Annotated in this window: 27 protein-coding genes; 15 read left to right on the top strand and 12 right to left on the bottom strand. The window is 37.1% G+C overall.

Annotation, left to right across the window (positions count from 1 at the left end; translation table 11 throughout):
* Window positions 1–9: 9 nt before the first annotated feature.
* Window positions 10–678, top strand: a complete 669-nt coding sequence (locus tag ACMAWV_RS07455; protein WP_412469647.1) for an acyl-CoA thioester hydrolase/BAAT C-terminal domain-containing protein — start codon at window positions 10–12, stop codon at window positions 676–678.
* Here ACMAWV_RS07455 and ACMAWV_RS07450 read toward each other — a convergent pair.
* Window positions 664–1,707, bottom strand: coding sequence for a metal-dependent hydrolase (locus tag ACMAWV_RS07450; protein ID WP_412469648.1), 1,044 nt, complete (start codon window positions 1,705–1,707; stop codon window positions 664–666). The two genes, ACMAWV_RS07455 and ACMAWV_RS07450, sit on opposite strands and share 15 nt — an antisense overlap.
* A gap of 48 nt (window positions 1,708–1,755) precedes the next feature.
* Here ACMAWV_RS07450 and ACMAWV_RS07445 point away from each other — a divergent pair, with 48 nt between their 5' ends.
* The 3 genes from ACMAWV_RS07445 (at window position 1,756) to ACMAWV_RS07435 (ending at window position 3,232) form a co-directional block, all read left to right on the top strand.
* Complete coding sequence (locus ACMAWV_RS07445) at window positions 1,756–2,493, top strand: NAD-dependent deacylase (protein ID WP_392991645.1); 738 nt, start codon at window positions 1,756–1,758, stop codon at window positions 2,491–2,493.
* Between the two features lie 88 nt (window positions 2,494–2,581).
* Window positions 2,582–2,938, top strand: a complete 357-nt coding sequence (locus ACMAWV_RS07440) for a hypothetical protein (protein ID WP_412462704.1) — start codon at window positions 2,582–2,584, stop codon at window positions 2,936–2,938.
* Window positions 2,939–2,956: 18 nt separating this feature from the next.
* Window positions 2,957–3,232 (top strand): hypothetical protein, encoded by a 276-nt coding sequence (locus ACMAWV_RS07435; RefSeq protein WP_021266765.1) that lies wholly within the window; start codon window positions 2,957–2,959, stop codon window positions 3,230–3,232.
* A gap of 59 nt (window positions 3,233–3,291) precedes the next feature.
* Here the strand turns inward: ACMAWV_RS07435 and ACMAWV_RS07430 are convergent, their stop codons facing one another.
* Genes ACMAWV_RS07430 through ACMAWV_RS07410 form a run of 5 tightly spaced genes read right to left on the bottom strand, consistent with a single transcriptional unit; the run spans window position 3,292 to window position 7,925 of the window.
* Complete coding sequence (locus ACMAWV_RS07430; protein ID WP_412469649.1) at window positions 3,292–4,563, bottom strand: acetyl-CoA C-acetyltransferase; 1,272 nt, start codon at window positions 4,561–4,563, stop codon at window positions 3,292–3,294.
* 28 nt (window positions 4,564–4,591) lie between these two features.
* Window positions 4,592–5,950 (bottom strand): hypothetical protein, encoded by a 1,359-nt coding sequence (locus ACMAWV_RS07425; protein WP_103217483.1) that lies wholly within the window; start codon window positions 5,948–5,950, stop codon window positions 4,592–4,594.
* A complete protein-coding gene (locus ACMAWV_RS07420; RefSeq protein WP_103217484.1) occupies window positions 5,950–6,774 on the bottom strand; it encodes an ABC transporter permease subunit in 825 nt (274 codons plus the stop codon). The genes ACMAWV_RS07425 and ACMAWV_RS07420 overlap by 1 nt, the downstream gene beginning before the upstream one ends.
* Window positions 6,767–7,504: an ABC transporter ATP-binding protein gene (locus ACMAWV_RS07415; RefSeq protein ID WP_158246834.1), complete on the bottom strand. Its 738-nt coding sequence runs from the start codon at window positions 7,502–7,504 to the stop codon at window positions 6,767–6,769. Before ACMAWV_RS07415 ends, ACMAWV_RS07420 begins: the two co-directional genes overlap by 8 nt.
* A 10-nt stretch (window positions 7,505–7,514) precedes the next feature.
* On the bottom strand, window positions 7,515–7,925 hold the full coding sequence (locus ACMAWV_RS07410) for an acyl-CoA thioesterase (protein WP_103217486.1): 411 nt from the start codon (window positions 7,923–7,925) through the stop codon (window positions 7,515–7,517).
* 69 nt (window positions 7,926–7,994) lie between these two features.
* On the opposite strand from ACMAWV_RS07410, the gene ACMAWV_RS07405 reads away from it, so the two are divergent.
* The 5 genes from ACMAWV_RS07405 (at window position 7,995) to ACMAWV_RS07385 (ending at window position 12,627) form a co-directional block, all read left to right on the top strand.
* On the top strand, window positions 7,995–8,750 hold the full coding sequence (locus ACMAWV_RS07405) for a MotA/TolQ/ExbB proton channel family protein (RefSeq protein WP_103217487.1): 756 nt from the start codon (window positions 7,995–7,997) through the stop codon (window positions 8,748–8,750).
* Between the two features lie 11 nt (window positions 8,751–8,761).
* Complete coding sequence (locus ACMAWV_RS07400) at window positions 8,762–9,613, top strand: VWA domain-containing protein (protein ID WP_103217488.1); 852 nt, start codon at window positions 8,762–8,764, stop codon at window positions 9,611–9,613.
* A 127-nt stretch (window positions 9,614–9,740) separates the two neighbouring features.
* Window positions 9,741–10,958, top strand: a complete 1,218-nt coding sequence (locus ACMAWV_RS07395; RefSeq protein WP_103217489.1) for a transglycosylase SLT domain-containing protein — start codon at window positions 9,741–9,743, stop codon at window positions 10,956–10,958.
* Entirely contained in the window at window positions 10,933–11,700 is a 768-nt protein-coding gene (locus tag ACMAWV_RS07390) for a PilZ domain-containing protein (protein WP_412469650.1), read from the top strand. Before ACMAWV_RS07395 ends, ACMAWV_RS07390 begins: the two co-directional genes overlap by 26 nt.
* 186 nt (window positions 11,701–11,886) lie before the next feature.
* Complete coding sequence (locus ACMAWV_RS07385; protein ID WP_158246836.1) at window positions 11,887–12,627, top strand: endonuclease I family protein; 741 nt, start codon at window positions 11,887–11,889, stop codon at window positions 12,625–12,627.
* A gap of 4 nt (window positions 12,628–12,631) precedes the next feature.
* Here the strand turns inward: ACMAWV_RS07385 and ACMAWV_RS07380 are convergent, their stop codons facing one another.
* From ACMAWV_RS07380 to ACMAWV_RS07370, 3 genes are all read right to left on the bottom strand, one after another.
* Complete coding sequence (locus tag ACMAWV_RS07380) at window positions 12,632–13,462, bottom strand: thioredoxin domain-containing protein (RefSeq protein WP_412469651.1); 831 nt, start codon at window positions 13,460–13,462, stop codon at window positions 12,632–12,634.
* 139 nt (window positions 13,463–13,601) lie between these two features.
* Complete coding sequence (locus tag ACMAWV_RS07375) at window positions 13,602–14,291, bottom strand: response regulator transcription factor (protein WP_103217493.1); 690 nt, start codon at window positions 14,289–14,291, stop codon at window positions 13,602–13,604.
* Window positions 14,292–14,293: 2 nt separating this feature from the next.
* Complete coding sequence (locus ACMAWV_RS07370; protein ID WP_103217494.1) at window positions 14,294–15,862, bottom strand: sensor histidine kinase; 1,569 nt, start codon at window positions 15,860–15,862, stop codon at window positions 14,294–14,296.
* Between the two features lie 120 nt (window positions 15,863–15,982).
* Between ACMAWV_RS07370 and ACMAWV_RS07365 the strand changes: the two genes are divergently transcribed.
* Together ACMAWV_RS07365 and ACMAWV_RS07360 are read left to right on the top strand one after the other, a co-directional pair.
* The gene (locus ACMAWV_RS07365) at window positions 15,983–16,753 is read left to right on the top strand and encodes a 3'-5' exonuclease (protein ID WP_103217495.1); all 771 of its coding nucleotides are present in this window, start codon (window positions 15,983–15,985) and stop codon (window positions 16,751–16,753) included.
* A 77-nt stretch (window positions 16,754–16,830) separates the two neighbouring features.
* Window positions 16,831–17,229 (top strand): DUF309 domain-containing protein, encoded by a 399-nt coding sequence (locus tag ACMAWV_RS07360; protein ID WP_412469652.1) that lies wholly within the window; start codon window positions 16,831–16,833, stop codon window positions 17,227–17,229.
* Here ACMAWV_RS07360 and ACMAWV_RS07355 read toward each other — a convergent pair.
* Both ACMAWV_RS07355 and ACMAWV_RS07350 read right to left on the bottom strand, forming a co-directional pair.
* The gene (locus ACMAWV_RS07355; RefSeq protein ID WP_412469653.1) at window positions 17,152–17,571 is read right to left on the bottom strand and encodes a group II truncated hemoglobin; all 420 of its coding nucleotides are present in this window, start codon (window positions 17,569–17,571) and stop codon (window positions 17,152–17,154) included. The genes ACMAWV_RS07360 and ACMAWV_RS07355 overlap by 78 nt on opposite strands.
* A 49-nt stretch (window positions 17,572–17,620) precedes the next feature.
* Window positions 17,621–18,886 (bottom strand): S8 family peptidase, encoded by a 1,266-nt coding sequence (locus ACMAWV_RS07350; RefSeq protein ID WP_392991629.1) that lies wholly within the window; start codon window positions 18,884–18,886, stop codon window positions 17,621–17,623.
* A gap of 197 nt (window positions 18,887–19,083) precedes the next feature.
* On the opposite strand from ACMAWV_RS07350, the gene ACMAWV_RS07345 reads away from it, so the two are divergent.
* The 4 genes from ACMAWV_RS07345 (at window position 19,084) to ACMAWV_RS07330 (ending at window position 22,215) form a co-directional block, all read left to right on the top strand.
* The gene (locus tag ACMAWV_RS07345; protein ID WP_392991627.1) at window positions 19,084–19,791 is read left to right on the top strand and encodes a VC0807 family protein; all 708 of its coding nucleotides are present in this window, start codon (window positions 19,084–19,086) and stop codon (window positions 19,789–19,791) included.
* A 19-nt stretch (window positions 19,792–19,810) separates the two neighbouring features.
* Entirely contained in the window at window positions 19,811–20,863 is a 1,053-nt protein-coding gene (locus ACMAWV_RS07340) for an NADP(H)-dependent aldo-keto reductase (RefSeq protein ID WP_412462710.1), read from the top strand.
* Between the two features lie 90 nt (window positions 20,864–20,953).
* Window positions 20,954–21,562 (top strand): hypothetical protein, encoded by a 609-nt coding sequence (locus ACMAWV_RS07335; protein ID WP_392991623.1) that lies wholly within the window; start codon window positions 20,954–20,956, stop codon window positions 21,560–21,562.
* A 95-nt stretch (window positions 21,563–21,657) separates the two neighbouring features.
* Window positions 21,658–22,215 (top strand): hypothetical protein, encoded by a 558-nt coding sequence (locus tag ACMAWV_RS07330; RefSeq protein WP_103217501.1) that lies wholly within the window; start codon window positions 21,658–21,660, stop codon window positions 22,213–22,215.
* A 149-nt stretch (window positions 22,216–22,364) separates the two neighbouring features.
* Here ACMAWV_RS07330 and ACMAWV_RS07325 read toward each other — a convergent pair whose 3' ends face one another.
* Window positions 22,365–22,583 (bottom strand): hypothetical protein, encoded by a 219-nt coding sequence (locus ACMAWV_RS07325; RefSeq protein WP_103217502.1) that lies wholly within the window; start codon window positions 22,581–22,583, stop codon window positions 22,365–22,367.
* Window positions 22,584–22,585 lie beyond the last annotated feature (2 nt).

The raw sequence follows: 22,585 nt of genomic DNA, 5'->3' as shown, positions 1-22,585 counted from the left end.
ATAAAACATATGGAAAATAATACTAGTCGAACAAATGTTGGTACAAATCTCCCGATTGATTCTATTGAAGTCGGCAATCCTAAAGCGCAAAAAACTCTTTTAGTCCTACACGGTTTTGCCCAAAACAATGAACAAATAAAAGAAAATATTGTCGATAAATTTTCATCAGAGATTATACAGAACTTTCGTATTCTTATTCCAAATGGGATTTTTCCAATTCCTAAAATTAGACCTAAAGAAATTACTTATCGCTATAGTTGGTATTTCTACGACCACACAAGACAGAAATATTATATTGATATGAGTACACCAATCCAGGCCCTTGGAAACTATCTTAAGGCCAACGCAATTGACTTTAAGGATGTCATAATTATTGGATACTCTCAGGGAGGCTACCTTGCGCCAATTATGGCAAGCTACCTACCCGGAATAAAAGCTTCAATTGCAATTAATGCAAATACAAGAGTTGATAAGCTTGGAGAAAACCTAAGCTTTGATCATCTTTCAATACATAATGAAGGTGACCCCGTTGTTGAATTTCAAAACTCTCATAATAGCTTTATTGAGCTTAAAAAGAAGATTTCTAATGCTCAATATGTAAGCTTTAAAATTAACTCTCACGAAATTGCGCCTGAGAATATTAGAGCTATTGAGACCTTCTTATTAGAAATCAAATAGTAACTTTAAGAACTCTTTTCGTGAATTGATATCAACGGCACGAGATGTATTGAAGACAACGTGTCCTTCTCCCTTATGAAATTTAATATCCCACATGGCCTGTGATGAATAAGGAAGAATACTGTAGCGTGAATCCACAATTGTATTATCTTGGCCCCAATGTAGATAACCGCTAGTGAAGCTTCTAAACCTCTCATAGTCATAAGGAAACTTCTGAGACTTATAGTGCTTTAAAAGGTTTTTAATCTCATTTTCTTTAACAATCGATGCACTCTCACTTTTTGGATAAAGCTTAATCTTACCAAAAGGAATACTTTTAACAGCATAAAACTTTGCTTGATCTTGATCGACGACAATTCCTCGCCATATGACATTATTAAAAATTGTCGGCTTAATCATCTGCCTTTGTGTTTGTTCATTAATAAGGCCCTTAGACGTTAGGAAATTAGTAACTCGCTCACGTTGATAAAAACCAAGTGACATAAAAGCAATGACATAAATAATGGCGGCATCATTAAATTTTAAATTCTTTGTTCGAAGACAAAGAATAACAAGAATAACGAGCGGGATAGTACAAAGTGGATCAATGACAGCAACGGTATTTAGCGCCACTCTTGTTGAAGAAAGTGGCCAAAAAAGCTGAGTTCCATAATTTGTGAATGAATCAAGAAGCCCATGGGTTGCATAAGCACAAAACGTATAAAGGTAACTTCTTTTCACTGGCACACGAAATAGTTTAAGAAATAAACTAACGATTAAGGCCCCTATTGGTATAAAGAAGAGAGAGTGAGTGAAATGCCTGTGAAACTGAACATGAAATAGAGGATCAGAGGATGAACGAATTAAGACATCTAGGTCAGCGGCCATCCCAGCAAGAGCACCCCATAGAGCTATCACCTTTAAACTAGGCGTTTCTTTAGATTCATTAGAGTCACTACTATCTTTTGTTTTTTGACGCATTTTTGCTTTAACTTTGGCCGCTCCAAGAGATGCCATCGAACCGAGCACTGCCTGTGATAATGGGTCCACTAAAATCCTCACTTTATGTATTCACCAAGAGTATGTTACCATAAATTAATGAAATTTTTAAAAGACCAAGCACTCCTTGCTGGCATAAAAAATATTTGTATACTAACAGGCGCTGGCATCTCTAAGGAGTCGGGATTAAAGACTTTTCGTGACCAAAATGGGCTCTGGGAAAACCACGACATCTACGAGGTAGCCTCCCCCTTGGCCTTTAACAATAACCCCAATTTAGTTCACGAATTCTACAACCAAAGAAGACGACAGTTACAGTCAGGTGAAGTTCACCCAAATGATGCTCACATAGCACTTGCGGAGCTTGAAAAGACAGGAAGTTTTCATACAACGGTTATCACTCAAAACGTCGACAATCTGCATGAAAGGGCCGGCTCAAAGAATATATTTCATATGCATGGCCAGCTTCTAAAAATTCGCTGCAAGAAAACCAAGAAAATCTATGAATGGACTAAAGACCTTACCATCGAAGATCGCTGCCAATGTTGTCATACCAAAGGAAATCTTAGGCCACATATCGTTTGGTTTGGTGAAGTCCCGCTTTTCTTAGATGAAATTCAACAGGCACTACTCAATTGCGATCTATTTGTCTCAATTGGTACTTCAGGGCTAGTCTACCCGGCCGCAAACTTTGTTGCTATTGCAAAAAGCGCTGGTGCTCATTGTTTAGAGATTAATCCACATCCGACAAATAATGCTGAGCTCTTTGATGAAACAATCGCAGAAGTTGCAACGCAGGGCGTACGTCACTTCGTGGAATCCATGCTTGCCATCTAGCATGCAGAAATTACATATCTCATAAAATCACTTTAATTTTCGTTTTCCCTTGGCTATAAGTGGGCACTCAATGCTATTGGAGAGATAAATGAAATCAGTGATTTTAACACTAGCGATGCTGTTTGCAGTTACATCAAACGCACAAGCTTCAAGTAATATTAGAGAAATTTGCGAAAATGCTTACTATGCCACTGGCTATACTAAGCTTCATCAATATAATCTCATCGTCAACTGGGCCCGTATTTCGGATCACGCCCTAGTTGATCTTGAGAATATTATCTACTCAGACTACTTCAAAGTTCTAGCTGAGAAAGATCTAGGTAATAACAAATCAAAATATACTTTAAAAGAAAATGGAAAACTAAATTCATATCAATATGAAGCGGCCCTTAGTGAACTTGCAAAGATCACAGGAAATAAAGCTTCATGTGTTTATGATCTTTAATCATTAGAGGGAAAAAATATGAAAAAACTATTACTAGCAGCGACTCTTTTTATTTCAGTAAATGCAAGCGCAAACCAAATCAAAATTTGTGCAATGGAAGCTCAAGAAACTTGTAAAGAGTTAACAAACAAAGAAGACTTCTACACATGTTTCAATTCAGTACGTGACTACTGTATTGATAACTACATGTACCAATCAGGTAACAAGTCAATGCCATGGTGTTTTGATGAGTGTGCTCTTGTTCAAGACGAAGCTCAAAGAAACCTTTGCTACGAAACTTGTACTGAAAAATAATTCATACAATAAAGTATAAATAAAGAAGGCACCCAATGGGTGCCTTTTTTTATTCAATTTTATCTTTCAACGATAGCAACAACGCCCATCCCACCTGCTGTACAGATTGAGATTAGTCCACGTCCGCCGCCTTTTTCTTGAAGCATTTTAGCAAGGCCTGCAACAATTCTTGCACCAGTTGCACCAAATGGGTGTCCAAGAGCAAGAGAGCCACCTTTAACGTTTAGCTTTGAGCGGTCAATTGACCCAAGCGCTGAATCTAGGCCAAGCTTTGTTTTACAGAACTCTTCATCTTCCCAAGCTTTCAGTGTACAAAGAACTTGAGCAGCAAAGGCTTCGTGAATTTCATAGAAATCAAAATCTTGAAGAGTAAGTCCTGCACGCTTTAAGAGCTTAGGAACGGCATAAACAGGGGCCATTAAAAGACCTTCTTCTTCGATGAAATCAACTGCTGCCGACTGACAAGTAGTAAAGTATGCTGAAACCTCAAGGTTATGCTCTTTTGCATATTCTTCTGAACATAGGAAAACACAAGAAGCACCGTCTGTTAAAGGAGTTGAGTTGGCCGCAGTAAGAGTTGCCTTCTCAGACTTTTCAAATGCAGTCCTAAGAGATCCCATCTTTTCGACAGTAGTGTTAGCTCTAAGAATTCCATCGCGCTCTAGGCCTTTAAAAGGCACAACAAGATCATTATAGAAACCTTCATTGTATGCACGCTCAGCATTTTGATGAGACTCCCACGCAAGTTGGTCTTGGTCCTTACGAGCAATATGCCAACGCTGGGCCATAAGCTCACAACTTTGTCCCATTGAAAGACCTGTGCGAGGCTCCTTAACCGCAGGGAAAGATGGTTTTAGATCGGCCGGGCGAATACTTAGTAAAGCCTTCACGCGCTCACCTGTTGAGCGAGCATAATTTGCACGGCTCATAGCATCTGAGAAATTTTTTGAAAACTCAACGGGGATATCACTATTCGTATCAACACCACCAGCAATTCCACACTCAATTTGTCCTGTAGCAATTTTCATTGCAATAATATTTGATGCCTCAAGTGATAGGCCACACGCTTTTTGAATATCAGTTGCAGGAGTGTGAAAAGAAAGTCCTGACTCAATTGTACACTCACGTGCAAGAGAGAAATCATAAGCATGCTTACTAACAGCTCCAAGAACGACCTCACCTACTTCTTGGCCTTTTAGGTTCATCTTATCTACTAAACCTTTAAGAGCAGCTGTCATAAGTTCTTTGTTAGATACACCTTGATATGTCGTTCCAGACCTTGCAAATGGAATACGTGATCCCGTGATAATACAAACTTTTCTTTGTTCCATTAGTTTTCCTTTTTATAAATTTGCCTTTTCAATTTATTAGGCTTTTTAGTTCGAAAATTATTTTACGATAACTGCTCAAATGAAAAAATTCATCAAGCTCTAGGAGTATCGAATTCAATTTAAGTTTTTCTTTTGCCTCAATAGACTTGAGGATCTCAACAACATACTTTTCAATGACTATAAAACATATCGCTAGAGGAGATAAATTTGATGTGTACACATCAGGAAATCCTACACCATTTAGAGAACCATGGTGCTGGCGAACAATAACATCAATTCCAGTTGGAATCCCTGAAATCTCCTGCAAGAGAGTTGTCGTCATATTAGCGTGCTCTAACACAAGCTTCTTTTCTTCATTTGTTAAATCCACGAAGGCCATATCATCAAGAGAGTGAATCTTTAAAAGTTTCTCTTCACGTAGAAGGATATCGTGGAAAAAACAAATATAACAAACTTTATCCATCGTTTGCTTTAGTTGTTCTCCTCGCCCCCATCCTAGATTTGGAATGATTTGATAAAAGAACAAACTAGTGAGATAGTTTCTTTTAAACGCATAAGTCGTTTCATTCTCTAAAAGAGAGCGAAGAAGTGTTGAAAGTTTCTTAGAGCCGCTTACAGTCTTTGTCATAGCTACAATAGAAGTCTTAGCAAGCTTTACTGTTTGTGGAGTGATTCCAATTTCATTTAGAAGGTTTTGTGAAATTTCAAAAGTATCACTACTAATTTCCATAATTTTCTTATCTTCTTTAAAGGCCTTCACAACCTTTGTTAAAGACTGAGATAAGATTTGTCCCATTAATTTCTCGAAATCTTCTTTTTGTACAAAGAAGTGCGAAAGATTATTATTTTCATAACGTCTTACGATATCTTTATCAAGAACGTCATTGGCATAGATTCTTTTAACAAAATGATCCACACCAGTTTTTGTCATTTTAATATAAATATCACAGCATGGATTTGAGAGCTGATAGAAATTTGCAATTTCAACACTAACAAAATCAGGCATCTTTAAATGTCTTAACTCCTCATCTGTAATATTTAAACTCTTAATTAGTTGAAGACTAATATCTCTGAGAGAAAATCTCGATGGTAGAGAGACAAAGCTCCCATAATCAATTTCCATCTCACCTAAGATAACAACAGGCTTTTTTATCGAGTGATCAATGATAAAATTTATCAAATTTTGACCGCCAACAATATTACGTCCTTCGCTATCGACATAGCGATTCTCACAAACGATCCCGTCATAAGTTGCTAATTCATCCGCATTCGTAATTAGTGATGAGTTAGCAAGACAATCAATTTCAAAAGAGTACTCATTTGTTAAGTACTCTCTCACACTTGATTGGATGCGCTCATCTGAATGGATAATTAGCAATTTTCTCATTAAAATGATCTTCTTTTAAAAATAAAGTTAAAGATTAGTCCCCAAATCCCAAGAGTTGCCACTAAGTGAACAAAACCGAAGACAAAGCTTTTTACAATTTCTAAATTAAGTTCGGCCCCAAGCGATAGCATATCTGCAAGGCCTGAGATTTCACCAATTCTTGGAAGCATCCAATAAAAGATAAAACCGAATATTGAAGAAAGGTTTAGCCCCGAAAGAGCTGGATTTCCCGCCTTGATATAAGTATAAACACCAACAGATGCCAGAACATAAAAACAAGTTAGTAGAAGTGTTCCAATTTTATTAAAGAATAAACTGAAGAAACAACTCACAAACATAATAATCAAAATCTGTAAGAAGTGAGGAATTAGTGAAGCAACCATCTTCACCATTGAGAAATCCACACCCTTTGGCACAAGATCATTTGATAGAAGAATAACAACCCCAATTATCAAAATGAAGATCAGATAAAGGAAACTTAAAACGGCTCCACCAAGCATACGATTGATAACATATGAAGAGCGCTTAATTGGCAGTGCTAAGATTTGAGAAATTACTCCACTTTCTAAATCACTACGAAAGATATTTGCCGAAATAAGAGCTGCGACAAGCTTTGCACTAAGACTGATAATCCAAATAACAACTGTCATACTTGCGGTTGCTAGATATGTACTAAAACCAGATTCTTGAATTTCAATTTGAAGGGTATTACTTAGCACTCCTCCTAGATACATTACAATAACAGTCATAATGAATAGAAAGATTACTGATTTATTTCGAACTTCTTTTTCAATTGTATTTTTAATAAGCGTTAAATTAAACATGAACTTCCCCACTTTCCTCTTTAGTCCCTTTAATAAGAGTATAAAAACGATCCTCTAGAGACATACCACCACGTACTTCATCAATAGGCCCCTGGGCCTTAACTTGACCGTGATTTAAGATAATCACCTTCTTTGCAAATTTCTCAACTTCAGAAAGGATATGAGAGTTAATTAAGATCGTCTTACCTTTGCTCGAAAGCTCAAGGCAGATATCCTTCACATCTTTGATACCGATTGGATCAAGCCCAGAGAATGGCTCGTCTAAGATAATCAAATCTTTATCAGCAACAATAGCAATACATAAGCCTACTCGCTGCATTTGGCCTTTTGATAATTCACTAAGCTTTTTCTTGCCTAACTCTCCAATTGATAGTTTTCCTAAAGCTTCTTGAATTCTTTCTTTTACAAGAGACTTTTCAACTTGGTGAAACTCAGCAAAGAACTTAAGAGTTTCTTCAACAGTGAAGTAGCTATAGAAAGTAAATTTTTCAGGTAAGTAAACCAGGCGAGATCGAGACATAGGATCATTTGAATCAATATCATAAATCGAAATATTGCCACTATCTGCACTTATAAGATTTAGCATACACTTTACAAAAGTTGTTTTTCCAGCACCATTTGGCCCTAAAAGAGCAACGACATCTCCATGTTCTACAGTAAGAGAGAAGTCCGATAATGCCTTTTGGTCTCTATAACTTTTAGAGACATTCTCAACGTTAATTACGCTCATATAGAAATCCTTATTTTTCGAGAATTGTTTTTGAGTTAATACTTCTTGGCCTTTTATTTTCATCAATGGCCACGTATGTGAAAATTCCATCCGTCACTCTAACTCTTTCTGTTTCAAACTTGCGAATAACCCAAGCTTCAACTTTAACAGCAAGAGATGTATTTCCTTCTCTTACAGTTGAGCAGTAACAGCATAAGATATCCCCAACTCCTACTGGTTGGATGAATTTCATTGCTTCAATTGCGATAGTTGCCGTACGGCCATTACAGCGCTTTCCAGAATAGATTGCACCGGCGATATCCATTTGCGAAAGAACCCAACCTCCAAAGATATCACCATTGTGATTTGTATCACAAGGCATCGTTAGCGTGCGAACACATAGTTCTCCTACTGGTTCATTTTCACTATTTTTTCCCACCATTTATATCCTTTTAAAGTCAGTTATAATAATTAAAAATATATCTATAATTTTAGAGTAAAAGGTCATTCAATGCTAGAAAAGAAAGAATTGCAACTCATTGGACAAGCTGTTGTTATAAGCAGTGTTATTGTGGCGGTATTAAACGGAGCGTATCTGTCTGGTATTTTCCCACAAGACGGAATGGTTTCAAGATTGCTAATTCTCTTAGGCGGAAATTTCATCAAAGGTGGCTACATTCAGTGGCTAACTTACATGGCATTCTTCTGGTCAATTTCAGAAATAAAAGAACTAAAGGCCCAAATTAAAGCTGAAAAGTCTTATTTTAAGGCCAATCTCCTTCCTACTGATGAAAAACATTTACTCATGTCTGACGATGTCATTCAAATCGGACAAAAAGTTAAGGACTTTGAAAAGAAGTATTCGAAAACTTTACTCACACAGCTCATTAAAAATTCTTGTGCTAAGTTTCGATCAACGAAAAATATTTCCGAAGTTCTAGAGGTCATTAATATTATAACTGACCTACATCGAGACAACTCAGAAACTGAACAGTCTAATATTCGCTATCTCCTATGGGCCATTCCTTCTCTTGGCTTTATTGGTACTGTACTTGGTATCTCAAGTGCTTTAATGTTAGCAAACTCCAAAGACATGCAACTGATTACTTCAACTCTTGGTGTTGCCTTTGATACAACACTTGTTGCACTAATCCTAAGTATCATTCTTATGTGGCTCTTTCACGATTTGCAAAAAGCAACTGATCAATTTCATATGAAAACAAAAGAATATGTAATTGAAAACTTAGTTAATAAGATTGAGATGTAGGAAAGCAAATAATGCGCCAAAGAAAGTCCATAGACGTTTTTAATATTTCATTTCTTGATTTACTTTCAGGAGCACTTGGAGCGGTGATTATCCTCTTCATCGTTGTTCCAAAGAATGAAGCACCTACAACAGTAGAAACTCCAAAAGAAGTTTGCGTTGATAATTCACAGGCACTTTCTCAATGTGAAAAGCTTGCTCAGGATCAAAAGAAAGTGATTAAAGAGCTAACAGCTCAAATTACCCCACCGCAGGCCAAGCCAGAACCAAAACCAGAACCAAAACCGACTCCAGCTCCAACGGTTAAGAATGCTGATGTAGGTTTTAATTTCAAAGGCAAGAGAGTGGCCTTTCTCATTGATGTTTCAGGATCAATGGCAACAGATGATCGTATTGGCCAAGTTAAGGCAGGCCTTAAGATGCTTATTGCTTCAATGGGAAAGGACTACTACGTCGATATCATCTACTTTCCAGGAAAGAATCGCAGTTCTCAGTATGCCCTATGGGGCGTTCTCCAAGATCTTAGAGATTTAAAAATCAAAGAAGAAGTCTATGAATTTCTAGCAGGACTTAGGCCACTTGGCGCTACCCCGACAAGAGCGGCCCTAAAATATGTTATCGACCAATATCCACAACTTACAGATATTGTCTTATTAAGTGATGGCTCTCCAACAAAGTCAGGCCGAACAACTTCACCTGATAGTATTGAAGATATTGTTAGGGATATCACCGACAAAAATAGACTTCGAAAAGTCCAAATTAACGCTATTGGTGTGGGGGCCACTAACTTCAGTAAGTCCTCAAATTTATATAAATTCTTAAAGAATTTAACAGATGCCAATAACGGTTTTTTCTATGGCTTCTAAAGTTGGCAAAAATTGCTAATTTTGCTAACCATAGATTTTATCGGATTTTTTAGCTAAGTAGTTGATATAAAAAGATTAACTACCTAGCAACTTCAGCTACTTACCCAAAATTGTCATAATAGTGTCAATGAACATGGCACTTAAACCAACATTTCGTCAGCACATTGTCAGAGTCTTGTTAAGAGCAAGCTTTTCGGCACTCTTTTTTGGAGCGACTCTCCTGTTCACTTCATGTGCTGGGCCAATGAACCCATTCGGAAGTGACACTCTTTCAATAATTAATGATGGGGATACATTCGAAAATCTCGAGGCCTTTACTAATATCTTAGATAACCATTTAAATTTTGATAATGTTGGAACAAGTACAATTGGAATTGAGTTCTTTCCTAAAAAACAAAATCGTCATGCTGTTTATGATCTTTATATTAAGATAAATTCTACTCGTGGAAAATTGAATCCAGAAAATATCGTTATCTTTTGGAATGGAAGAAATATTACTTCAAGCTTTAAAAATAATAATAAAGTTATCTATGAAGACGATCAAAATATCATCTATAAAATCAATCGCCTGAGTCTTCCAGCAAGACTTGAAACTGATATTAAAATTGGTTACCAATATCGTGGAGAGATTCGCTCTCTATACCGTTATGAAGAACCATCATGTAAGCAATTTACAACAGCAAATAACAACACAACAATTACAACAACAGATCCATTCAATGTTAAGGATAGCTTCATTGATCTTGTAAAAAATGAAGCTAAAAAAGTTCATACAAACCCTTCAATGCTACTTGGAATTATTGCCCAAGAATCAGGGTTTAACTATCGTTCAGTAAGTTCTGCAAAAGCAATTGGGCTTACACAAGTAACAGATGCAGCAAGCCAGCACGTTGTTAAGAAATACGATAAGTGGAAAGTTGATAAGAGAATTGAAAAGCTTCCATATGGACTTGTAAAATTCATGGTTAGGTCAGGAAAGATTAATCAAAGAAATGACTGGCGACTTAATCGTAAGAAGTCTGTTATTGGTGGCCTTGAGTATATTGAATATTTAAAGAAGTACTGGCGTGGAAATATCGATCTTGTACAAAAGTCATATCCAAAAATCAAAGACCTTAAATCATTTGAGAAAAGCCAACTTTTCACAGACCTAATTCTTGCCAGCTATAACTCTGGCCCATTTAGAGTTAAGTCACAACTAATCAAATTAGAAACAAATTGGCGTAACTCTGATCGCCTACAAGAAGCAAAGAATTATATTAATCGCGTAAATAGTTATTGTTATCACTTTACTCAAAATGACACACAAGGAGTCATCAATGAAGATCAAGCCATTAATCTTTAATATTTATGCATTTGTATTTATTGCAATTGCAGTTAGTATCCCAATTCAGGTCATGTTCCTTTATGGTCATAGTGCAACTGATATTGGTGCCATCTGGTCGAAAATGACAGTCTTTAACTTTATGGTTATGGCCTCTTGTTTTCTAAATGCGTACTTTTCATTTACAGCGCAAGATGACATCAAGTGGAGCTTTCCATTATCGATTGGCTTTGTTTGTTTAAATAACTCGATTGTCCTAGTTTATGGAAATGACTTTGAAGCAGCTTCAGTTATTCTATCAACTTTTGCATATATCCTAATGACTTCATATTTTATTCTTAGTCATGAAACGAATGTTATTAATTCTCCTGCTGCTCAGTGGTGGAAAACAGCAATTCGTTACCAAGCACCACTACCAACAAAGGTATCATCAACTGATATTCCAATTAATCTTGGAGAAACTTTTGATATCTCAAGAACAGGTGCTTATATTTCGTATAATACGCCAACTCAAAAAGATATCTTCAATTGTGGAGACACTTTTACTTTTAATATCGGAACAGATTTAGAACTAAAGGCCAAGGTCGTTAGAAAATCGAATGCTGTTGGACGCTACCCAGAAGGAATGGGGGTACAATTTGTTGAGCTTGGAGTTAGCGAAAGACTTCAATTAGAGAAGCTTTTAACAAGCCTTAGACAAAGTGTAGATGAAGAAAATATGGATAGTGATAACGATTACGAAGAGTATAATAAGGCCGCTTAGTCGTCCCCTAAGTAGCTAAAATAACGAGCTTGATTTTTAAATTGGCAGGACCTCACCGAGGTCCTGTTTTTTTATTGGGACTATATTTCGGGTAAATTCTACAATCTCCTACCATCTGTTCATAAATTACCGTAAAAGCTAATTATGTTACGTACCACTCTAATAATTTTAGCAACATCACTCACTATGGCCCAGGCAATAAACCTCAAAGGCCACGGTGATACGAAAACACAAATCGATCAAGCAAAATTCAGAAAGCGTCTTTCTGATTTGATGAAAAAAGGAAAGAGAACTCTTTATTATAAAGAAGCACGCCTTTACCTTTTTAATAATATCTACGCCTATAATAAATCTGGATCCGATAATAAGTTTCTAAAAGACCTTTACTGCGGAAATGAGTACGAAAATAATGTCGATATTCAATTAGACTCTGAAAACCTACCTGATGGTAATATCATCAACACTGAGCATACATGGCCGAAGTCTCGATTCTTTGACTATGGTGAAACTGTTGAACACGGTAAGAACGAATACGATGATATGGTTGCGGATATGCACCACCTTTTCCCAACAGACTCTTTTGTTAATAGTATGAGGGCCTCATATCACTACGGTGAAGTTGACGACAATAAACTTCAAGACTGTGGTGAATCTAAATTTGGAAAGAATAAGAAGTATCCAAATATGCCGCTTTTTGAACCACCTAATGAAGTAAAGGGTGATATCGCTCGTGGGCTATTCTACTTTGCAGTAATGTATGAGCTTCCAATTGATGATCGTGAAGAAGCATTCTTGAGAGCTTGGGACAAGTTAGATCCTATCGATGAATTTGAGAAGTTTAGAAATGATGAAGTTGAGAAGTATCAGGGCAACCGAAATCCATTTATCGATTACCCTGAATTAATTGAACTACTGACGGACATTTAATTTCTTACTTGATCTTCGCTGCCATCTCGCTAGCAGGATCCTTAGAGTTTCCATTTAAACGACGATCTAAGATCATTTTGAAATGAGAATATGGGTATGCGCCTTTAACAGGGACACCGGCCACAACAAAACCAGGAGTGCCACTAAAGCCCAATTTATTTGCACTTGCTACGTCCGCAGCAATCTTATTCTCGACACGTTTTGAGTTTACTAATTCCTTAATTTTCCCAATATCTAATTTCATTTCTTTAATTAAACTAAGGAAATATTTTTCACCATGACGAATCTTATTTTGATTCTTTAAAATTGTTTCATGAAAGTCGAAGGCCTTTTGGCCATATTCAATTCTAATTGCTTCATAGTATTTTGCGGCCAATCTTGCATTTGGATGAATTGAATCAATTGGCAGGTGGCGATAGACAAAGGCCACATCATCTTTATACTCATCAAGAACTTGTTTTACTGTCTCAAGGGCACGATAACAGAATGGACACTGAAAATCGGAGTATTCATAAATAACCACTTTCGCATTAGGATTACCAATGATTAAATCTTCACTATGCTTTTCAACTTCGATTGGATCTTTGAAAGCAGCTTCTAAAATTTCTTGTTCTTTCTTATTGCGATCTTCAAGGGCCTTCTCTCTCATTTGAGATGCCATCTTCTGAAGTGTTTCCATAAACAATTGCGGGTTCTTCTTCATCACTTCAGTTAAAATCTGCGGATTTTCCTCAAGAGTTTTTTGCAGATCGCTCGCCGATTGCTTCGACTGACATGACGCTAAAAAAAGTGCCACGCAGGCAAAGAGAAGTGGAATGGTTAAACGTTTAGACATAATGGCCCCTTAGTAGTTGTTCATGTTAACTAACCTTTCGTTATATTATGGCCAAGCTTTATTCGATCTTCGTTAGAGTTATGTCAATTCTTTGAAAAAAAAAGGGCCCTTGAAAGGCCCTTAAATCATTTTTTTATTCTTATTGAGCAAATTGTGGACGCAGCTTATAGCCGATACCTCGAACCGTTTCAATTAAATTTTCATTAAATTTCTGACGTAATTGAAGAACGTGTGTATCTACGGTACGAGTTGATGGATAACACTCATAACCCCAAACCTTATTTAAAATCTCATCACGAGATAGAGCGCGATTTGGATTTTCCACAAGAAGCTTTAGGAAATCAAACTCCATTTTAGTTAGTTCGACTAAGTTTCCATCCCAAGTAACTTCTCTTGTATCATTATCAATCTTAAGTTTTCCAAGAGTTAAAACACCTTTAGTATCAAGATCCTTAGCTGTAGCTCCTTGATCTCCAATACGAAGTTGCACACGAATACGAGCAAGTAGTTCACGAGACTCAAATGGTTTAGTCATATAGTCGTTTGCCCCTGACTCAAGGCCAACAACTTTATCAATCAGATCAGTCTTAGCAGTAAGAATAATCATAGGTGTATTATTATTGTTAGAACGAATCTCTTTTAGAAAATCAATCCCCTGTCCATCTGGAAGCATCCAATCTTGGATAATAAGATTAAAACCTTTTAAATCAATCTTTCTTGCTTCTTCTAAAGTTTGTGCCCACGTCGTATCAAAGCCTTCCATTTTAAGAAAATCAAGAATTCCCTTACCTAGTGAAACATCATCTTCAACTAATAGAATCTTATCCATAATTACTTCCTTTTAGGTAGAGTGATAATAAACTTCGTCGGCTTCTTAACCAACTCAATTTTTCCACCCCATTCATCAACTATATTTTTAATAATATTTAAACCTAAGCCTGTACCAGAACTTTTAGAGCCCTTAACAAACTCACTTGTTAGAGTATCAAGGTCTCTTGTAATCTCTCCACCATCACCGACTTCAACAACAAAGAATTTATCTTTTTCATAAATCTTTAAGTAGTGCTCTGGCGCACCATGAATAAAAGAGTTCTCAACGAGATTTTTAATGAGAATTTGAAACCAATAATAATCGACAAAGATCGTATCTTTCACATCAATCGATAGTTCTATTTCCTTATCATAAGTTTCCTTAATAGGAATAATTGTATCATAGATAAGATCTTCTAAGTGCTCTAGCTTTTCATAACTAAAAGTTAACATTCCTGAGGCATTAGAGCCTTGCAGGTAGTGCTTAGACTTTTCTGTTAGACGTTGAAGGCGATATACTTCTCCAGCAATTCGAAGAAGATCTTCTTGCTGTTCTTCATCCAATTTATCAATTGAGCGGTTCATTTTTTCAACAATTAAAAGAAGAGAACTAACAGGAGTTCTAAACTCGTGTGTCAAAACTTGAAGTGCCATTTTCTTACGACTCTCCTCAACCTTATCATCCTTGATCTTACTGAATAGTAGCCAAAGAATAATGAAGAAGATAACCATGATCCCGGTAAATGATGTCAAAGTCGAAGTAGAGACAGTCTGTAAGAGATGTCTTGTGTTCTGTCGCCAACAAATTGGACCGTCGTTGTAGACACACCACTTACCTGCACGTGCTCTTGATATTTGATAAGGCGTTTGATCGAGAAATCTTTCAATGGAATCATTTGAGTAAAAGCGATACTCGAGAACATTGTATTGGCGTGGATACTTTATTCGTGCCAATAAAAAGTTCTTTGCTAGAATAGTTCCTTCCTCATTAATAATATCTTGTAGAGTTTCCTGAGAAAGACTTGCAAGTAGACCGTAGATTCCACCGAGTGGCCCGATTTCACGTTGAAGTTGTGCAAGTTCTGAAACATGGAAGTAAGAAAGTCTACGCCTTACCCATGACGTCTGAGACGCCTGGCCTGTGGCCAATTGATATTGAAACAAGAGGTATGCGTAACTAACACCAGATTCATGAATATAAGGTGGAGATTTCACAAACCAGTTAGGAATATTTCGAATTCTTCCACAGCGGATTTGTTCCCAGACACCTTTTTTACGTGTTCCCGTAAGCTGAGATTGAAGAATCTCAATATTTGAACAACCTTTTGAACTTGAAAGTAGAGATGCATCAAATTCTTCAATAGCAAGTGAAGGATTAAGTAGTTGGAACTGTTCATCTGAGTAATACAATGATGAGAAGTTAACGATGGCGTATGGTGTAATTGTAGTTTGCATCTTAACTTTTAGCTCATTGATCTCATCAATTTGATACTGACTAGCAAATCGAGGAGCGAAAGTTTTTAAAACAAAACTTCCTGAAAAGAAGGCAACAATTAACGCCGTGAATATAAGTACAATATAAGGTTTCATTAAATCTAAGTAATCCCAGCATTTACAATATTAAACGTATCGTTAATAATTGTCCTAAATAAGTCAGAATATTGTCAATTAATCTTATGGCACACAGCAAGACCAACAAAAGGACGTCAAATGCTCATTCTTGGAGTTGATTTAGAAGGTATTAACGAAAATCTAACGCAAAAAGGTGTAAACCTTGAAGTTGACCGCGTTACGGAAATTGGAGCAGTCCTTTGGGATACACGCATCAACTCTCCAGTAAGAATTTTCTCAGAACTAATTGACGAGAAAGACCGTCTAAAGCTTACAGAAGAAGTCATTGAGCTAACTGGCATTGATGAGCAATTACTTGCTGAATGGGGCCGCAAGGGTGATGAAATCAAGATGGCCCTTGAAAGAATCGCACTTCTAATGAAGAAGGCCGACTATATGATGGCCCATAATGGTGCAAAGTACGACAAGCCAATGCTTACGGCCATGTTTAAAAGACATGGTATTGAAATGCCAAATAAAGTTTGGATTGATACTCAAGAAGATGTTGAGTACCCAAGAAAAATTACTCATAAATCAATGGCGCTTCTTGAGCACTCACATGGATTTATTAATCCATTCCCTCACCGCGCCGTAACTGATGTTTTAGCGATGTTAAAGATTGCTTCTCACTACGATTATGCACGTATGGCAAAGCTTGCTAGTGCACCTAAAGTTAGAATCGTAGCGGAGCTTAAGGCACCGAATTGGAAGAATCGTCAAGAAGTTGAAAAATTCAATACGATCAAGCACAAGGTTGCTCGTGCAAGATTCCAGTGGGATCCAAATGAAAAAGTTTGGTCAAAGATTGTTTCTCAAGTTCATATTGATGAAGGAAAACTTCTTTATGACTTTGATTGGAGACTTTCATAAGATATTCCACTCGAGCACTACCACCATATAAATTTCGACCGGGAGTGAATCCACATCCCTTGAAGTCTGGTGGCCATATGGAAGAAAGCGGCGAGCCTCAAACAGCTCGCCTAAGTTCTAGTGAAACTTTTGAAGATAGTGAAGATTATCTGTATGCGATTGATTTGGTAAATCAAGGATATTTCTGGGAGGCCCATGCCTACTTAGAATCCTTATGGAATGAGCATAATCGAACTGATGACTTTGCCATTTTATTTAAGGCCATCATTAAAATAGCAGCAGGGCTATTAAAATTAGAAATGAAGCAAGAAAGTGCATTTAGAACTCACTTTGAGCGCTGCCTTGAGCTACTTAATGAATTAAATTACGAAGTTTTTTGCGGAATAGAAATCGAAGATCTAAAAGTCTTGGTTTCTCATATGCTCGGCGAATCTTTCGAAAGCACCCCAGAGTTCTTTATCAAACTCAGGCTTTAAGCTCTTACGATCCATGGCCTTTCTCATACAATAGAGCCATTCATCTCGCTCAGCAAAACCAATTTTAAATGGAAAATGACGCTTTCTCATACGAGGATGGCCGTACTTTTCAATATAAAGACTAGGGCCACCTAACCAGCCAGATAGAAACATAAAGAGTTTCTTATTGGCACTTTCAAGTGAGCTTGCGTGAATAGCGCGACACTTGGAAGCCTTTGGGTCAGTATCCATGATCTCATAGAAGTTATTAACAAGTTCTTGAACGCCCTCGGCGCCACCTAATTTATGATAAGGAGTCATTTTTAATTTTCGAATAAGGAATTCTGGTAGTTTGATTTTCATAAATAAAAAAGGGAGTCGCTAATACGACGACTCCCCTCTTTATATATCACTAGTTTTGGATATTGTTAAGTAGGCGATAAGCTTCAATACGTCCAGACTTAGCTTTTGTGATAAGTCCTGCATTTGGTACTGAAGTTGAATAAATTCTTTCTTTAATTTGAGAGAAAGTTAGCCCTTCTTCTTTTGATAGTAGAAGTCCAAGTACCCCAGAAACCATTGGCGTTGCCATTGAAGTTCCAGACATCTTCTTATAACGATCACCTGGTACAGTTGAAAGAATATTTGAACCTGGTGCAAATACGTGAACTGTATCTTGTCCGTAGTTAGAAAAAGATGAACGGTTACCTTTACCATCCATTGCACCAACAGTGATTACGTTTTCAACATCGTAATTTGCTGGGTAAGTTGGTCTTGCATCGTTGTCAGCTGAAGAGTTACCAGCAGCAGCTACGAAAAGAACACCTTTATCACGTGCATTTTGAATCGACTCTTTAAGTGCTTCAGAGTACTCTCCTCCACCCCAAGAGTTTGAAAGAATTTTTGCACCATTTGCAACAGCGTAGTCAATTGAAGAGATTGCATCAATTGTTTCCCCTGAACCACTGTCACTTAGGAATTTAATCGACATAATTTTAACATTTGCCATAACACCCATGATACCAGTTCCATTGTGACGAGCACCAATTACACCAGCACAGTGAGTACCATGAGAGTGACCGTCCATTGGATCACCGTCTTTATTTGCAAAATCGTATCCATAAACATCATCAACAAATCCGTTTCCATCATCATCAATTCCGTTTCCAGCGATTTCACCTTCATTCTTCCAAGTGTTAGCTTTTAGATCAGCGTGAGTATAATCAACACCTGTATCAATAACTGCAACAACTAGATCGCGGTCACCTGTTTCAACATTCCATGCAGCAGTTGCATTGATGTCTTCACCAGCTTTTCCTCTTGAGAACCAACCACTAGAGTTGCGTCCGTCATTCATTAATCCCCATTGCTTAGAAAATTGCTCATCGCGATTTTCTGTTAATGAAGCATCATCATGTTGAGGAGCTGAAAAATCATTTAAGTTAATGATCCAGTTCTTCTCAACATACTCAACTGCTGGGTCTTGAACAAGGCCTTCAAAATTTTGCTTAACAACAGCAAAAGTACCAAAGCTTAGTTTTCTAACCTGAGCATCTGCCATATTCGTGTTAACAAGAGACTCGAAACCTGGCTTTAGTTTTACAATGTAACCATTGAAGTTTTGAGCTGAAGCGCTCAGCGCACATGTCATACCAAGTGCAAGAAATAATTTTTTCATGAGTTATCCTTATGTTCATCCGTGATCAAAAGTAATTCGGTAAAAAAAATGATTTCATTTTAATTTTCTTAAGACAAGTTCAGATTACAGGGTGTAAGAAGTTGTTACAATACCCGACTTTTCACATTGGTCTTTTAAACCTTTTCCTACTTTATTGATTTAGGTATTATGAAGGGCAAATTATAAAAGGATTATAAATGTCAGATTCGACTGAAACGAATAACGTTCAAAATAAAAATGAAAACCCGTTCATCAACATTCTCTGTAATGTTGTTATTCCATCGGTGATACTTACAAAATTTTCAGGGCCTGAAAAACTAGGTCAAGTAAATGCTCTGATCATCGCCCTTGCCTTTCCTCTTTTATATGGAGCATGGGACTTTATCTCTAAAAGAAAGTTTAACTGGATTGCGGCCATTGGTCTTGTGAGCGTTCTTCTAACAGGAGGAATCGGTTTATTGGAATTAGATCGCACATGGATGATTGTAAAAGAAACTGCTGTTCCACTTGTAATTGGTCTTTTTGTACTTGCTTCTCAATTCACAAAGAAGCCACTTATTAGAACTTTATTTGAACAAATTTTTGATATGGAAAAAATCCACATGGCCTTTGAAGCAAGAGGATTACACGACGACTTCAAACAAAAGATTCACATTGCAGGATTCTACTTTTCTTCAACATTCTTTCTATCAGCATTTTTAAATTATGTTCTTGCGGCCATCGTCCTTAAAGGAGCACCAGGTACAGTTGAGTTTAATGAGAGCTTAGGAAGAATGACAGCACTTAGCTTTCCAGTGATCTCTGTTCCAACTTTAATTGTAACAGTTATTATTATTTTTACTCTAGTAAATTACATCAAGAAACAAACACAGCTTCCATTAGAAGAAATGGTAAAGCAGCAATAATAAATATAAATGAGGGATTATGAAATTTAATCAACTTGGAAATACAAATATAAAAGTTAGTGAAATTTGTCTTGGAACAATGACATGGGGTGAACAAAATACCATTGAAGAGGCCCATGAACAACTTGATCTAGCGCTCGACTATGGAGTTAACTTTATTGATACAGCTGAAATGTATCCAGTTCCTGGTCAACAAAGTACATACACAAAGACAGAACAATTCATTGGAAAATGGGATAAGATGCAAACTCATAGAGACAAGTTTATTCTTGCTTCTAAAGTTGCAGGCCCTGGATCAATGGATAGCTATATTAGAAATAGTGACATTAGAAAGATCGCCTTTTCAAAAAGCGATATTAAAACAGCTTGTGAGGCTTCTCTAAAAAGACTTAACACTGAATACTTAGACCTCTACCAAATTCACTGGCCATCGCGTGTGACAAATTTCTTTGGACGTCTAAATTATGAGCATATCACTCCTGAGATTGAAGTGAGCTTCAATGAGAGAGTCGAGGCCATGGATGAACTTATCAAAGAAGGCAAGATTCGCCACTGGGGACTATCAAATGAATCACCATGGGGAGTTATGAAGTATCTTGAAGCGGCCAAAGAAACAAATATTGCACGCCCAGTTTCAATTCAAAATCCATACTCTCTACTTAATCGCTCATTTGAAGTTGGTCTTGCAGAAATGGCAATTCGTGAGAAGGTTGGATTACTTGCTTATTCACCTCTTGCTTTTGGCGCGCTCTCTGGAAAGTATCTAGATGGAAAGAGACCTGCAAACTCTCGCCTAACTAAATACGGTGAATACTTCACTCGCTACTCTTCAGAACATGCACAAAATGCAATCAGAGCTTATGTCGAACTTGCTAACGATGTTGGACTCTCACCTGCAACTCTTGCACTAGCTTTTGTGAACAAGCGTGAATTTAATACATCAAATATCATCGGTGCTACGACAATGGAGCAATTAAGAGAGAACCTTGCCACAAGTGAAGTGACTCTTGATAGCGACACTCTGAATCGCATTGAGGAAATACACAAGGTGTTTACTATACCTTGCCCATAAGACTGGCACTTTCTGCCACTCACTCCACATAAGTTCTTGATTTAATTTAATTTGATAAAATCTAGAACAAGAACTTATGTGGAGGCGTTCATGTTTTCAAAATTTAAGCAAAAGAGTGAATTCGATCTTGGTAAACAAGAGCTTGCAAAAATCTTCTTTGAATTAGAAGAGTTTGAAGATGCACCTCTCAAGATGGCCCTTGCTAGTTATGAAAACTTAAAAGCTGGAACAAAATCCACAGAAGACTTCTTCTACTACCTAATTGAAGACTCAATTTTTACTTCCCTATACGCTACATTCTATGAACGCATTTTCATGGCCATCAATCAGTATCCGGAACGTGCACTTGAATTAGTTGAGAGCTTTAGTGCAGATGCAGATGAGAGGGAGCAAGTTATTGCAACTCAAACTCAGCAGCATCTGGCCTTTGTTGAAAACTACGGAATGTGTAGCGGATGCGGTTCATGTGAATACCACCAAGACGTTGCAGAGCTTATCGCCTATTATCAAAAAGGTGATATCGACTTCTTTACTGAGTTATATATCGGTATGCAAACAATCCAATTTGCCATGGAATACTTTCTTTACGATTATATTCCAAGTGATCCTAAACTTGTTAAGCTTACGGCCCCTGCCCTAATGCAAAACTGGCGTGAATTGATCTACAATTACGCTAAACTTAAGGCGCGTGAGCTTTAGGCCATAAACTTACAAGTTCTATCTTTAAGCTAGATAAAATTGCATAAACTAAAACTCCTTAATATCATTAATAGGATTATAAAAAGGAGTTTATAATGAAAGTACTAATTAGTTTACTAATGCTTCTGCCTGCTTTCGGTGCAGGACTTCAAATTGGAAATGATCTAGCTTCCAACCCTGTTGAAGGGAGTATCCGCTTAACATGTAATGACAGAAATCAGCACCAAATTCGCTACGTAAATTGTAGTGCAAATTACTTAAGCCCATCTGAGTTTTCAAGCTTTGTTCTAGACGAAGGTGAAAGAGTTGATGCAGACGAAGTAACTCTATACTACAAGGACCACAAGGGACGCAAAAAATCGAAGTCATCTTCATTTGATGCTGAAAAAGGTGAAAGTTCTAAGAAGTTCAATCTTTGGATCTACACTCTACTTCAAAGGCCACTACTTAACTACTACGGTGAAAATGAAATCGAGTACAAGCTAGAAAAAAATGGACGCGAAGTTGCTACTGGAAAGTTCATTGTTAATGTTGAAAAACAAGACACAAAGTACTGCCAAAGCGCAAGCTACTGGTCAAGCAATATGGATGACTGTCGCTTCCCACAAAACTTCTGTGCTCGCTACTTCCGCGACTACAACTACTGCCAATAAAAAAGCAAAATACAAAGCCTCCAGTCCGGAGGCTTTTTTTATACTCGAAATATTTTGATTTTGGTTCCAGGTCACTTTTCGTTGACCGAACGTAAAGGAAAAGCGCCAGGAACGCTTATTGCTCCCTCCGGCCAACGATGGCTGACAATCTATTTATTAAATGGAAACCAGCCGTTTCTTTTTAAAACTTTTATGGCAACAAAAATATAACCCCAACTAAAACCTTCAATAAGAAATAAGACCCAAAACGGAGAATCTGAGGTATTTCTATAAATATAAGCCCATAAAAACATCACTGACGTAGCAAAAGCTGCTACGATACCTAGAGGTATCATGAGCTTTGTAAAGACTTCTCTCTGGTCATTCATTT

This window comes from Halobacteriovorax sp. RT-1-1, assembly GCF_047085455.1.
GTDB lineage: Bacteria > Bdellovibrionota > Bacteriovoracia > Bacteriovoracales > Bacteriovoracaceae > Halobacteriovorax_A.
The sequence above is the reverse complement of the archived record's forward strand: the minus strand, read 5'-3'. Positions and strand labels throughout refer to the sequence as shown.